This window comes from Myxococcus sp. SDU36, assembly GCF_030168875.1.
Classification (GTDB): domain Bacteria; phylum Myxococcota; class Myxococcia; order Myxococcales; family Myxococcaceae; genus Myxococcus; species Myxococcus vastator.
The window spans coordinates 5,737,173-5,750,810 of record NZ_CP077414.1 but is presented as its reverse complement, the minus strand read 5'-3'; the positions used below and the strand labels follow the sequence as shown (position 1 = coordinate 5,750,810).

Here is a 13,638-nt window from a genome sequence, read left to right as displayed (position 1 = left end):
CCCTTTCAGGAGCACCACCCATGTCCCAGCTCAAGATGCGGCTTGTCTCGTTGTCCATCCTCACCCTGTCCCTCACGGCCGTTGGCTGTGGTGTTGGCGCGGAGGTGGAGCCGGAGCCGCTGCCGTCCGAGTCGGAGCACGTCGTTGATGAGGAGGCTCTCTACGGAGGACACGAGCACGATGAGGGCGAGGTCTCCGCCATGGCCTCCGCCGCGGCCTGCGCGGGGTTCTGCAATGACGAGTGTGTGGCGTATGCCCGATGCCGGGCGCCCAACCTTCCCTATGGGCTGTTCACGTGGGCCGACAAGCGCGCCATCATCAACAGCAACCACGCGCACGTGGGCTGCGTGGCGATGATTCTGGGCTCGAACCCCGCGGGGCACACGGCGTTCGTCGCGAAGGTCAACAAGACGGTCAACCCGTACCGCATCACCCTGAACGAGTCCAACTGGGGCTCGCGCACGTGCAACACGCGCACGGGGACGAAGGGCGGCCTGAACATCACCAACTACTGGTGCCCGCGCGCGGCCCACACGGCGAGCTGCGCCGGCCCGATGTAGTGCCGAGGCCCGCGGGTCTTCGCCGGGCTACAGTCCCGCGTCATGGGAAACGTCCCTGACGCCGTGGAACCGAAGCTGGGAAGGCCATGCTGCTGACGCTCTCGACGACGCATCATCCCGCGACCGACCTCGGGTACCTGCTCCACAAGAATCCGCACCGTCCGCAGTCGTTCGAGCTGTCCTTCGGACACGCGCACGTCTTCTATCCCGAGGCCACGGAGGCGCGCACCACGGTGGCGTTGCTGCTGGAGGTCGACCCCGTCGGGCTCGTCCGGGGTCGTCGCGGCCCTTCAGGCGAAGGCGGTGTGCTGGAGCAGTATGTGAATGACCGGCCCTACGTGGCCTCGTCGTTCCTGAGCGTCGCGCTCGCACGCACCTTCCGCAACGCGATGTCGGGCAGCAGCAAGGAGCGGCCGGACCTGGCCGGGCAGCCGCTTCCGCTGGTGGCCCGCCTCTCCGTGCTTCCCTGTCGCGGCGGCGAGCCCTTCCTGCGGAAGCTCTTCGAACCCCTGGGCTACACCGTCACCGCCACGCGGCATGCGCTGGACGAGACACTCCAGGACTGGGGCCACAGCCGCTACTTCACCGTCACGCTGGAGGCCCACACGCGCCTGAGTGACTTGCTCACGCACCTCTACGTGCTGATTCCCGTGCTGGATGACGACAAGCACTACTGGGTGGGCGACGAGGAGGTGGAGAAGCTCCTGCGGCACGGGGAGGGCTGGCTGGCGGCGCACCCGGAGCGGGACATCATCACCCGGCGCTACCTGCGTCACCGCAAGAGCCTCGCGCGCGAGGCGCTGGAGCGGCTCTCCGGTGACGAAGCGCCCGAGCCAGAGGAGGGCGCGCAGGCGCGCAACCAGGAGGAGGCCGCGCTCGAATCGCGGCTGAGCCTCAACGAGCAGCGGCTGCAGGCCGTGGTCGCCGTCCTCAAGGAGAGCGGTGCCACGCGCGTGGTGGACCTGGGCTGCGGCGAGGGCAAGCTGCTCCGGGCCCTGCTCAAGGAGCGGCAGTTCACCGACATCCTCGGCATGGACGTGTCCTTCCGTTCGCTGGAGATCGCCCGGGAGCGGCTGGATTTGGACCGGATGTCGGAGCTTCAGCGGCGACGGATACAGCTCCTCCACGGCTCCCTCATGTACCGGGACGCGCGGCTGGCCGGGTATGAAGCCGCCTCCGTCAACGAGGTCATCGAGCACCTGGACCCGCCGCGGCTCGCGGCCTTCGAGCGCGTCCTCTTCGAAGCCGCCCGGCCCAACGTGGTGGTGCTCACCACGCCCAACGCCGAATACAACGTGCGTTTCGAATCGCTCCCCGCGGGCACCTTTCGCCACCGCGACCACCGCTTCGAGTGGACCCGGGCCGAGTTCGAGTCCTGGGCCCAAGGCCTCTGCGAGCGCTTCGGCTACAGCGTTCGCTTCCTCCCGGTGGGACCCCCGGACCCGGACGTCGGTGCGCCGACCCAGATGGCGGTGTTCGCGCGATGAAGCTCACGATTCCTGAACTCTCCCTGGTCCTGCTCATCGGTCCTTCCGGCGCGGGCAAGTCCACCTTCGCGCGCCGGCACTTCAAGCCGACCGAGGTCCTGTCATCGGATGCCTACCGGGGCATCGTCTCCGATGACGAGAACAGCATGGAGGCCACGAAGGACGCGTTCGAGACGCTGCGCTTCGTCGCGGCCAAGCGGCTGGCGCGGGGGCTGCTCACCGTCATCGACGCGACCAGCGTGCAGCCAGAGGCGCGCAAGCCGCTGGTGGAGCTCGCGCGCGAGTTCCACGTGCTGCCCGTGGCGGTGGTGCTCGACGTCCCCGAGAAGACATGCCAGGAGCGCAACCGGCAGCGGCCTGACCGGGCCTTCGGTGCGCATGTGGTGCGCAACCAGCTCCAGCAACTGCACCGCTCGCTGCGAGGGCTGGAGCGCGAGGGCTTCCGCCATGTCCACGTGCTGAAGCCGGAGGTGCTGGAGGCCATCGAGTTCGTGCGGCAGCCGCTGTGGAACAACCGCAAGCACGAGCACGGGCCCTTCGACATCATCGGCGACGTCCATGGGTGCCGGGAGGAGCTGGAGGCGCTGCTGGGCAAGCTGGGCTACGAGGTGCGTCCCCGCGCGGACGGTGCGCCAGGGTTCGACGTGCGTCCGCCCGAGGGCCGCAAGGCCCTCTTCGTGGGAGACCTGGTGGACCGGGGCCCGGACACGCCGGGCGTGCTCCGGCTCGTCATGGGCATGGTGGCGGCGGGCAGCGCCCTGTGCGTCCCGGGGAATCACGAAGTGAAGCTGATGCGCAAGCTGCGCGGCCGGGACGTGAAGGTGTCACACGGGCTGGCCCAGTCGCTGGAGCAGCTCGAGCGTGAGCCGCCCGAGTTCCACAAGGCGGTGGTGGACTTCATCGACGGGCTCGTGTCGCACTACGTCCTCGACGAGGGGCGACTGGTGGTGGCGCACGCGGGCCTCAAGGCGTCCATGCAGGGCCGTGGCTCCGGCCGGGTGCGTGAGTTCGCCCTGTACGGGGAGACGACGGGCGAGACGGACGAGTTCGGTCTGCCCGTGCGCTTCAACTGGGCCGCGGAGTACCGGGGCAAGGCGGCGGTGGTGTACGGGCACACGCCGGTGCTGGAGGCGGACTGGCTCAACAACACGCTCTGCGTGGACACGGGCTGCGTGTATGGCGGCAAGCTGACGGCGCTGCGTTATCCGGAGCGGGAGCTCGTCTCGGTGCCCGCGGCGCGGGCCTACGCGGAGTCCATCCGGCCGCTGGGCGGTGCCGTCACGCCAGGGAGCGGGCTGAGCGCGCAGCAGGTCCATGACGACCTGTTGGACATCGAGGACGTGCGGGGCAAGCGCGTGGTGACGACGCGGCTGAGCCAGAACGTGACGGTGCGCGAGGAGAACGCCACGGCGGCGCTGGAGGCGATGAGTCGGTTCGCCATTGACCCGAAGTGGCTCATCTACCTGCCGCCGACGATGTCGCCCTCGGAGACGAGCAAGGCGCAGGGCTACCTCGAACACCCGGCGGAGGCGTTCGCCTACTACCGCAAGGAGGGGGTGGCGAAGGTCGTGTGCGAGGAGAAGCACATGGGCTCGCGCGCGGTGGTCGTGGTCGCCCGCGACGAGGCGGCGGCCCTCCGGCGCTTCGGCGTCACGACGGGCGCGCCAGGCGTCTGCTACACGCGCACGGGGCGCCGCTTCTTCACGGACACGGGGCTCGAAGCGGCGTTCCTGGCGCGGGTGCGCGCGGCGCTCACCGCGTCGGGGTTCTGGGAGGCGCACCAGACGGACTGGGCGTGCCTCGACGGGGAGCTGATGCCCTGGTCCTTCAAGGCCCAGGAGCTGCTGCGCGACCAATACGCTTCGGTGGGGGCGGCCTCGCGCGCGGCCCTCACGGACGTGGTGTCGGTGCTGGCGCAGGCGGTGGGGCGCGGGCTGGAAGTCGGGGAGCTGGCCACACGCTTCGGCGAGAAGGCGCGCAGCGTGGAGCGGTACGTGGAGGCCTACCGGCGCTACTGCTGGCCGGTGCATTCGCTGGAGGACGTGCGGTTCGCGCCCTTCCACCTGCTGGCGACGGAAGGGGTGGCGCACCTGGACAAGGACCATGTGTGGCACATGGAGACGCTCGCGCGGGTGTGCCAGGCGGACGCGACGTTGCTGGTGGCGACACCGTTCCGCGTGGTGGCGCTGGAGGATGACTCCGCGGTGGCGGAGGGCGTGCGCTGGTGGGAGGAGCTCACGGCGCGAGGAGGGGAGGGCATGGTGGTCAAGCCGCTCGACTTCGCGGTGCGTGGGCGCAAGGGGCTGCTCCAGCCGGCCATCAAGTCGCGAGGGCCGGAGTACCTGCGCATCATCTACGGTCCGGAGTACACCGCGCCCGCGAACCTGGAGCGGCTGCGTCAGCGGGGCCTGTCCACGAAGCGCTCCCTGGCGCTGCGTGAGTTCGCGCTCGGGGTCGAAGGCCTGGAGCGGTTCGCGCGAGGCGAGCCGCTGCGTCGCGTGCACGAGTGTGTCTTTGGCGTCCTCGCCCTGGAGAGCGAGCCGGTGGACCCACGGCTTTGATGTAGGCTTTGGGGCGGGAGCGCCGTGACGAACAGGCGCCTCAGGCAGTGGGTGCGAGCCGCACCGCGCTGAAGTCCGTGGCGGCGGCATCCCGGTTGTGCGGGGCGCAACCGGCCCATGCGGGCAAGGGGAGAGCCAGCCCCCGCGGGCGCTGGTGCCTGGCGAAGGCGCTCGCCAGAATTCCCAATCACATGCGAACGAACTTCGTGGGTGCCGCGCTTCTCCTGCTGGCTGCTTGTGATTCCTCTTCGTTGGACCCTGGGCCCGAAGACCCGCCGTCCCTGCACCAGGTGACGCGGGTGGAGGCGGTCCAAGGCGTCGAGTTGGAGGTGCTCGACTATGGCGGTCAGGGGCCGGCGCTCGTGTTCCTCGCGGGCATGGGCAGCACGGCCCACATCTTCGACGCGCTGGCGCTCGAGTTCCGGGACACACACCACGTCTACGCGCTCACCCGCCGTGGCTACGGCGCCTCGGATTGGCCCGACACCGGCTATGACACCGCCACGCTGGCCGCGGACGTCCTGGGGGCGCTGGACACGCTGGGGCTGTCGAAGGCGTCATTCGCCGGCCACTCCCTGGCGGGGGACGAGTTGACGTGGCTGGCGCTCCACCACCCCGAGCGCGTGGAGGCGCTCGTCTACCTGGACGCCACCGACAGCCGGGGCGAGATTGCCGCGTTCCTGGAGGGCGAGCCGTTGCCGCCGCTGCCCTTCTCCGTGCTCGACGGCCTCCCTTCACGGCAGGCGGTGGCGGAGCGGCTGGCGCAAGACTTGGGCGGAGGGCTCCCCGCGCACGAGGTCGAACAGGCGTATGAGTTCGACGCCGCGACCGGGGCCTACCTGCGCGAGCGCCGCCATCCCGGCGCCACGGAGCAGTCCGTCCGGGGCGCGGCCATCCTGGACCTCACGGACGTGCGGGGACCGGTGTTGTCCCTGTCGGACGGGCAGGGCTTCACCCCGTGGGTGGAGGCCCTGGCGGCGGCTGAGTCGCTGCCGCTGGAGTTCCGGGAGAAGGCCCGCGGCTTCCTGCCCACCATCCGGCGGCACGAGACGGACCTGGAGGCCGCGCTGCGACGTCATCCCGGCTGGAGGCACCTGCAACTGGAGGGCGCGGGGCACTACATCTGGCTGACGAACCGGGCGGAGGTCGTGACGCGGATGCGCGACTTCTTCGCCGCCACCGCCGCGCCGTAGCACGCCCCCCGCCGGCGTTGTCTGTCCGAGCCACATGCCCGGCAGAGCGCCACAGAGAACGGCTCAGCTCCGCTGCGCGTAGTACTCCACGATGAAGGGCTCGTTCACGTCCACGGGGATTTCCTCCCGCTCGGGCAGGCGCATGTAGCGCAGCCCTTCGCCCTCCCCCAGCACCTGGACGTAAGCGGGCACGGGCCGCGACTTCATCCGGCTGAAGGACTCCTGCACCACGGCGAGCTTCAGGTTCGCCGTGTGGAAGCGGACTTCGCTGCCAGGCTTGACGCGGAAGCTGGGGATGTCCGCCCGCTTGCCGTCCACCTGGAGGTAGCCGTGGCGCACGAACTGCCGAGCCTGGCGGATGCTGGTGGCCAGCCCCGCGCGCAGCACCAGCGAGTCCAGCCGGCTCTCCAGGAGCTGCAGCAGCACCGTGCCGGTGTTGCCCGGGGCCTGGCGCGCCTCCTTGAAGGCCGCACGGCACTGATGCTCCAGCAGGCCGTAGTACAGCTTCAGCTTCTGCTTCTCCCGCAGCCGGCGCGCGAAGTCGCTCACGCTGGTGCGCGCGGTGGCACCGTGCTGGCCAGGTGGATAGGGCCGGCGCAGCACCGGGTCCTTGTCCGGGTCCTTCGCGGTGACGCGCGAAAGCGGAATCCCCAGCCGACGACACATCTTTCCCCGCGGTCCCAAGTCGCGTGCCACGTGTTCCTCCGACCATCTCCCGGTGTCCGAACTGGAGATGAAGTTGATAATCAGTATCAATTTCAATACTCCCGGTTCGGGCCCGGGGTCAAGCCCGGAATTCGAGGTGGGGACGCGGGCGCGGGCTGGACGGGGCCAATCAACCGCCGCGCGGCGCCGTCTCTCGTCGGAAGATGGCGCCCGCGAGCACCGCCACGACGGTGACGCCGGCGTAGGCCACGAGGCCCGCGGCCACCATGGCGAACAAGGCGGAGAGCCCCGCGTCGAGCCGCGCGGCGACGAACCACCCGGCGCCCGCGCTGATGACCAGGCGCGAGGTGCCCGCCAGGAAGGGCCACAGCACGCGGCCCGCCCCCTGCGCGGCGAACGCGAGCACGAAGCCCAGGCCCAGCAGTCCGTAGAACGGCGCCACGATGCGCAGGTAGTCCAGGCCCGGCGCCACGACAGCCGGCTCGCGGCTGAAGGCATGGAGCCAGACTTCTGGCGCCAGCGCCGCCGCCAGCCCAATGACTCCCGCCGCCACGAAGCCCAGCCCGCCGCCCAGCCAGGCGATGCGCCGGGCGCGCTCGTGCTGTCCCGCGCCCACGTTGGTCCCCACCAGCGTCAGCACGGCGGTGCCCAGGCCAAAGAGAATTGGAATGATGAGGTAGTCCAGACGCGAGGCCATGCCGTAGCCCGCCAGCGCCTCCACGCCGAACATTCCCACGACGCCGGTGATGACCATCACCATCAGGTTGGGCTGCAGCGTGCTCAACGCCGTCAGCAGGCCCACGCGCAGGATGTCGCGGAGCAGGCGCGGCTCCACCGGCCCCTTCGTGAGTTGGACCGCGGCCCGTCCGGACGCCATGTATCGCAGCAGCCAGAGCGCCGCGCCCGCATAGAACAGCGTCATCGCGAGCCCCGCGCCCGCCAGCCCCAGGGCCGGCACCGGGCCAAAACCGAAGATGACCCCTGGCGTCACCACGAGGAAGACGGCGGCGCCCACCAGCGTCACCAGCGCAGGGACGCGCACCTCGCCCGCGCCGCGCAGCGCCGCCGCGAGCAGGTTCACCAGCCAGAAGGGAATCGAGCCCGCGAACACATAGTTCGAATACTGGAGCGCGGCGTCCAGCGCGCCCGCCCGTCCACCCAGCGCCGTGTACAGCGCGGGGCCACTCATCCAGGCGAGGACGCTGAAGAACAGGCCAATGGCCAACGCCAACACCACGGCATGCCAGACCAGGGCATTCGCATCGTCCCGCCGGTTCGCGCCCAGGGCTCGGGCCACCGCGGAGGCCACGCCGCTGCCAATGCCTCCGTTGGACATCATCGTCATCAACATCACGACGGGGAAGACGAGGGAGACGCCCGCCAGCGCCTCCGTGCCCAGGAAGCTCGCGTACCAGTTCTCCGCCACGCCCACCAACGACTGGGCAATCAGGACCAGCGTGGTGGGCACGGCGAGCTGGAGCAGGGGCTTCAGGAGCGGGCCCCGCAGCATCGCGTCTTGAAATGATGCGCGCCCGGGGAGCGCGGAAGGCGTGGACCCGGGCGTTGCCTCCTGCGCCGGAGCTGCGTCGCTGCTGGCTGCGTCACCCATGGGACGTCACCTCACGCGCTCAGCGCACCAAGATAGCCACCGGAGGACAAGCCTTGTTTGACCATGCGGCTCACGTCGTCGGCGAGCACTTCCTCCTCGCTGGCCTCCAGCGCGGTCAGCGTGAGACGCACCACGTCTGTAGGATTCGCCCGTCGCGTGGCGACCTGCTGGGGCCTGCGCTCAGGGCTGGATGGCCACCTTGAAGACGCCGTCACGGCGCTCGCCGAAGAGGGCGTAAACCTCCTGGATGTCCGCGAGCTTGAAGCGGTGGGTGATGAGCGGCGACAGGTCGACGCGCTGGTGGTGCACCAGGTCCATGAGGCGGCGCATGCGCTCCTTGCCTCCTGGACACAGGGTGGTGACGATGCGGTGGTCCCCCAGGCCGGCGGAGAACGCGTCGTAGGGCAACTGGAGCTTGCCCGAGTACACGCCCAGGCTGGACAGCGTGCCCGCGGGCCGCAGGCAGCGCAGCGCGCTCTCGAAGGTCTGCTGGGTGCCCAGCGCCTCGATGGCCACGTCGGCGCCGCCGCCCGTGAGCCGCTTCACCTCGGCCACCACGTCCTGCTGACGGTAGTCGAGCACCACGTCCACGCCCATCCTCCGCGCCATCTTCAGGCGCGCCTCATCGCCGTCCACGCCCACCACGAGCGAGGCGCCCATCAACCGCGCGCCAATGGAGGCGCACAGGCCGATGGGACCCTGTGCGAAGACGACCACCGCATCGCCGATGCGCACGCCGCCCGCCTCCGCGCCGCTGAAGCCCGTGGATGCGATGTCCGACAAGAGGACGACCTGCTCATCCGTGAGCCCGTCCGGAATGGGCGCGAGGTTGGCCTGCGCGGAGGGGATGCGGATGTACTCGGCCTGAGCGCCATCCTGGGTGTTGCCCATGCGCCAGCCGCCCAGGGCCTCCCAGCCCGCGCCGTGGCCGCACTGCGAGAGGTGGCCGGACAGGCAGGCCCTGCATTGTCCACACGGGGTGATGGCGCCCACGAGGACACGCTGCCCCGGGCGATAGTCCGTCACGCCGGGGCCAAGCTCCTCGATGACGCCCACGGGCTCGTGACCGATGACGAGCCCTGGGCGCACCGGGTACTCGCCTCGGACGATGTGCAGGTCCGTGCCGCAGACCGTGGTCAGCGTCATCCGGATGACCGCCTCGCCGGCTCCCGCGTGGGGGCGCTCCACCTCTTCGATGCCAAAGCGGTTCACCGCCTGAAAGACATTGGCTCGCATGCTCTCCCCCCGTGGCTCGTGGATGCCCACCCGTGAAGTCTTGGCACGGTGCTGGAAGGTGTCATCCGCTCGGGCGTGGAGGCGGCGGTGGCGTTCGTGCCGGGCGCATGCTCGGGGGCATGGGGATGTGGCAGTGGCTCGGGCCCGCGCGCTCCGGGCCCGGGTGGATGTCATCTCCTGACATCGGCCGCATCGTCCTCGGTGAGTCGCGCCCGCGCAATCAGGCGTCTACTTCAGGGGGCGGTACCATGAGCGTCTCACCGGACACGCAGAAGCCACCGCAAGCCGAGCAGCCGGAGGTGGCCGCCGCGCCTCGTCTGCGCTGGTTCAGCGAGCTGTCCCGCGAGGACGTCGCGCTGGCGGGTGGCAAGGGCGCGAACCTGGGCGAGATGACGCGGGCAGGGCTGCCCGTCCCGCCGGGCTTCGTCATCACCGCCGCCGCCTTCCAGGAGGCCATGGCGCCGGTACGTGCCCGGCTGAGCGCGCTCTGGGCACAGGTGGACCCGGATGACCCTTCGTCACTGACCCAGGTGACCCAGCAGCTCCGTGCGCAGGTGCGGAGCGCGCCCGTCCCGGAGCGGCTGCGCGCTTCCATCCTGGAGGCGTATCAACAACTGGGCGCGGACCGGGCCGTGGCGGTGCGCTCCTCGGCGACCTCGGAGGACTCGGTGGCCACGTCCTTCGCGGGGATGCACGAATCCTTCACCCACGTGCTGGGCGAGGACGCCTTGATGGACGCGCTGCGGGCATGCTGGGCTTCGGCCTATGGCGAGCGCGTGGTGTCCTACCGCAAGGCGGCGGCGCTGACCGAGGAGCCCGCCATCGCCGTGGTGGTGCAGGCGATGGTGGATGCGTCCCGCGCGGGCGTCATGTTCACCGCGGACCCGTCCTCGGGAGACACCGGCCGCATCGTCATCGAGGCGGCCTGGGGGCTGGGAGAGGTCGTGGTGGGCGGGCAGGTGGAGCCGGATACGTATTACGTCACCAAGAAGGAGCCTCGCGTGCGCGAGGTCCGGGTGGGCGACAAGAGTGTCCGCCTGGTGCGCGATGTCGAAGGCCACACGCAGCGCGAGACGCTGAGTCCGGAGCAGGCCCACGAGCGCGTGCTGAGCGACGTGGCGGTGCTGGAGCTGGCGCGGTTGGGACTGCGGGTGGAGCAGCACTACGGCGCGCCGCAGGACATCGAGTGGGCGGAGGAGCGCGGCCGGTTGTACCTGGTGCAGACGCGTCCGATTACCACGTTGGGCAAGCCCGCCGCCGCGCCTCCGCCGGAGGAAGGCCACGCGGGCAAGGCGCTGGTGCGGGGACTGAGCGCGTCGCCTGGAGTGGCGGCGGGCCGGGTGCGGGTGCTGGCGTCACCGGCAGCGGGCGGGCAGCTCCAGCCGGGTGAGGTGCTGGTGGCCGAGATGACGTCGCCGGATTGGGTCCCCACCATGCGGCGGGCCGCCGCCATTGTCACGGACCGAGGCGGCATGACGTGCCACGCCGCCATCGTCAGCCGGGAGCTGCGCAAGCCCTGCGTCGTGGGCACACGCACCGCCACGCGCACGCTGCGAGATGGCGAAGCGGTGACGGTGGATGGCTCGACGGGAGAAGTCCGGGAGGGACAGGAAGCGCCACGTCCGCGGGCGGCGGAGGCGACCGCCAGCGCGCCCACGGTGGGCACGGCCCCGGTGCTGGCCACGCGCCTCTACGTCAACCTGGCCCTGCCCGCGCAGGCCCGCGAGGCCGCGGCGCTCCCGGTGGATGGCGTGGGCCTGCTGCGCGCCGAGTTCATGCTCACGGAGGCGCTGGGCGGTGTGCATCCGCGCAAGCTGATCGCGGAGGGCCGGAGCCGTGAGTTCGTGGAGCGCATGGCGGGGGCGCTGCTCCAGACGACGCGGGCCTTCCATCCGCGCCCCGTGGTGTACCGGACGACGGACTTCCGGACGAACGAGTTCCGCGGCCTGGACGGCGGCGCGGAGTTCGAGCCCGAGGAGTCCAACCCGATGATTGGCTTCCGGGGCGCCTACCGGTACCTGCGCGAGCCCGACGTGTTCAACCTGGAGCTGGAGGTGCTGGCGCGGGTCCGCGAGCAGACGCCCAACCTCCAGGTGATGCTGCCCTTCGTGCGCACGCTCTGGGAGCTGGAGGCGTGTCTGGAGCTCATCGCCCGCAGCCCGCTGGGGCGGCAGCGGGGCTTGAGGAAGTGGGTGATGGCGGAGGTGCCTTCCATCGTCTACCGCCTCCACGACTATGCGAAGTGTGGGATTGATGGCGTGTCCATCGGCTCGAATGATTTGACGCAGCTCGTGCTGGGCGTGGACCGGGACTCCGAGTCGTGCGCCGAGCTGTTCGACGAAGCGGACGCCGCGGTGCTGGCCGCCATTGGCGACATCATCCGCGGGTGCGAGGAAGCGGGCCTGACATCTTCACTGTGTGGGCAGGCGCCGTCGAACCGGCCGGACTTCGCGGAGCACCTGGTGCGCGCGGGGATTACGTCCATCTCCGTGGACCCGGCGGCGGTGCTCGCGACGCAGCGGGTGATTGCGGCCGCGGAGCAGCGGCTGCTGCTGGCCGCCTCGAAGCCGGCGACGCTTCAGGGTTGCCAAGGAGGGGAACGTCGCTCAGGGCTGCTTGTCGGGCGGTAGGGGAGCGGTGGTGGCCTCGACCTCCGCGGGCAGCGGCTCGGCATGGGCGGCAATCCGCGCTCGCTCTGCCGCCAGCTTGCGCGGCAGTTCGGGGTCTCCGATGGCGCGGAGCGCGTCGGCCGCGTGACGCCGGCTCTCTGGAATCCGGGTCTCGATGGCGAAGCGAAGCAGCGCCTCGGTGACGGAGGCCTTCCGCTGCTGGCCCAGGTAGAAGATGACGCCCAGCGCATACCACCGGGGCAGGGAAGGGACCTTGACCAGCCGGAGCGCGAGCACCTCGACGACCCGGTCCTGGAAGTGGCGCCCGAGATAGGAGGAGATTCCACTTGGGCTGGGAGCCAGTACGGGCGTCTTCGCGATTTGCCTGGGCAGGGCCTCGAGGTAGGCCAGGGCCTTGTCATTGTCGGGCGCCTTGCCCTCCACCCAGGCAATCAGCGTCCGGGCCAGGAGCCGGGGGAGCGGCGCCGGGTCCGCCAGATGGCGGCGGAGCTCCGCGACTGCCGCCGCACCTCTTCGGCGCAGCTGCGCCTCCGCGTTCAGATAGGCGTCATCCTGGGTGCTCAGCGCTTCATTGAAGAGTTCGCGCTCGGTCTTCATCGCTGTCTCGAGTTCCGCGGGGCAGCGCAATGTCGCACACGCGGCTTCCGAAGCGGACACTGCAGTGGCTTCAGGCTCGGGTCCGTCCGTGGCGGAGGACGTGGTGCTTGTTCCAGAGCAGGTAGGGGAGCAGCGCGAGCGTCCGCAGCACCAGGTAGACGCAGATATAGGGGAGCAGTCGCCGCCCCTGGTCGCTGGCGCTGGCGACGGCGAGCGCGATGGAGGGATTGCCGAAGACGGCGGCGAGCGCGAGGGCTGTCCGGTCCTCTGGCAGGGGCCCCCCCGCCAGGTGGCCCATCATCGCGGAGCCCAGCGTCATCACCAACATGCCCAGCAGCATCCAGTCATTCACGTCGTGCAACCTCGGACCGCTGATGACCAGCAGGGCGAGCACGGCGCAGACGAACACGGCCTTGAAGAGCCACAGCATGGGCCGCAGCAGGCGCCTCGCCAGCGCCGGGCGCCATGCGCGCAGGGTCCAGCCCGCGATGAGCGGCACCAGGAAGGGCATCATGACCTGCTGGATGAGCCGGGTGGTGGGCGGAGCCTGGAACACCGCCGGAAAGAAGGCACTGAGCAGCCGCAGCGTGAGCGGCAGGAGCAGGATGGCGGCCAGCGACAGCGTGAGGGACAGCGCCACCGTGAGGCTCAGGTCTCCACGCTGCCGGTAGGACGCGACGGCGACGCTGGGCACGCCGGGGCTGACGGCCATCAGCAGGATGATTCCCGCCGCGAGAGGCGGCAGCGGGAGGACATGCACCAGCACGAAGGCGAGCAGCGGGACACCCAGCAGCACGGTGGGAAGTCCCCGCGCGTAGGCCGGCAGGCGCATGGCGCGCCTCACGGCGCTCGCGTCGACGGCGAGCCCCAGGACGAACCCCATGAGCACGACGAGGTGCTGGACCGCGAACTCGACTGCGTGCCGCAGGCCCAGCGCGGCAATCACCCCGGTGTCCATGCGGAGAGGATGGCCACGGCCAGCCCCTGGGAGGCACGGCGGGGCGGCCAGCCGTGCATGCGTTCCTCGAAGTGGCCGCGGAGTCAAGGGGGCGGGCCTCACCCCTGGGAGGGATGGCCGCCAGGGCTCGCTCGCCTTGAA

Annotated in this window: 11 protein-coding genes; 5 read left to right on the top strand and 6 right to left on the bottom strand. The window is 70.5% G+C overall.

From position 1 onward, the window contains the following. Positions 1 to 20: 20 nt before the first annotated feature. The 4 genes from KGD87_RS23100 to KGD87_RS23085 all read left to right on the top strand — a co-directional run bounded on the left by KGD87_RS23100 (position 21) and on the right by KGD87_RS23085 (position 5,801). Positions 21 to 560: a hypothetical protein gene (locus KGD87_RS23100; protein ID WP_284662607.1), complete on the top strand. Its 540-nt coding sequence runs from the start codon at positions 21 to 23 to the stop codon at positions 558 to 560. A gap of 86 nt (positions 561 to 646) precedes the next feature. Next, positions 647 to 2,047 (top strand): 3' terminal RNA ribose 2'-O-methyltransferase Hen1, encoded by a 1,401-nt coding sequence (locus KGD87_RS23095; RefSeq protein ID WP_284662605.1) that lies wholly within the window; start codon positions 647 to 649, stop codon positions 2,045 to 2,047. Beyond that, positions 2,044 to 4,608 (top strand): polynucleotide kinase-phosphatase, encoded by a 2,565-nt coding sequence (locus tag KGD87_RS23090; protein ID WP_284662604.1) that lies wholly within the window; start codon positions 2,044 to 2,046, stop codon positions 4,606 to 4,608. Before KGD87_RS23095 ends, KGD87_RS23090 begins: the two co-directional genes overlap by 4 nt. Before the next feature lie 191 nt (positions 4,609 to 4,799). Beyond that, positions 4,800 to 5,801, top strand: a complete 1,002-nt coding sequence (locus KGD87_RS23085; protein ID WP_284662603.1) for an alpha/beta fold hydrolase — start codon at positions 4,800 to 4,802, stop codon at positions 5,799 to 5,801. 63 nt (positions 5,802 to 5,864) lie between these two features. Here the strand turns inward: KGD87_RS23085 and rpsD are convergent, their stop codons facing one another. From rpsD to KGD87_RS23065, 4 genes are all read right to left on the bottom strand, one after another. Beyond that, positions 5,865 to 6,497, bottom strand: a complete 633-nt coding sequence (gene rpsD, locus KGD87_RS23080) for a 30S ribosomal protein S4 (RefSeq protein WP_284662602.1) — start codon at positions 6,495 to 6,497, stop codon at positions 5,865 to 5,867. Between the two features lie 139 nt (positions 6,498 to 6,636). Then, on the bottom strand, positions 6,637 to 8,076 hold the full coding sequence (locus KGD87_RS23075; RefSeq protein WP_284662601.1) for an MATE family efflux transporter: 1,440 nt from the start codon (positions 8,074 to 8,076) through the stop codon (positions 6,637 to 6,639). 11 nt (positions 8,077 to 8,087) lie between these two features. After that, positions 8,088 to 8,210, bottom strand: a complete 123-nt coding sequence (locus KGD87_RS23070) for a short-chain dehydrogenase (RefSeq protein WP_284662599.1) — start codon at positions 8,208 to 8,210, stop codon at positions 8,088 to 8,090. 46 nt (positions 8,211 to 8,256) lie between these two features. Continuing rightward, the gene (locus KGD87_RS23065) at positions 8,257 to 9,312 is read right to left on the bottom strand and encodes an NAD(P)-dependent alcohol dehydrogenase (RefSeq protein WP_284662598.1); all 1,056 of its coding nucleotides are present in this window, start codon (positions 9,310 to 9,312) and stop codon (positions 8,257 to 8,259) included. A gap of 248 nt (positions 9,313 to 9,560) precedes the next feature. On the opposite strand from KGD87_RS23065, the gene ppsA reads away from it, so the two are divergent. Then, complete coding sequence (ppsA, locus tag KGD87_RS23060) at positions 9,561 to 11,942, top strand: phosphoenolpyruvate synthase (RefSeq protein ID WP_284662597.1); 2,382 nt, start codon at positions 9,561 to 9,563, stop codon at positions 11,940 to 11,942. Here the strand turns inward: ppsA and KGD87_RS23055 are convergent. Next, positions 11,919 to 12,539 carry a hypothetical protein gene (locus KGD87_RS23055; RefSeq protein WP_284662596.1) on the bottom strand — a complete coding sequence of 207 codons (621 nt, stop codon included), beginning with the start codon at positions 12,537 to 12,539 and terminating at the stop codon, positions 11,919 to 11,921. The two genes, ppsA and KGD87_RS23055, sit on opposite strands and share 24 nt — an antisense overlap. A gap of 70 nt (positions 12,540 to 12,609) precedes the next feature. After that, positions 12,610 to 13,497, bottom strand: coding sequence for a bile acid:sodium symporter family protein (locus KGD87_RS23050; RefSeq protein WP_284662595.1), 888 nt, complete (start codon positions 13,495 to 13,497; stop codon positions 12,610 to 12,612). Between the last annotated feature and the right edge of the window lie 141 nt (positions 13,498 to 13,638).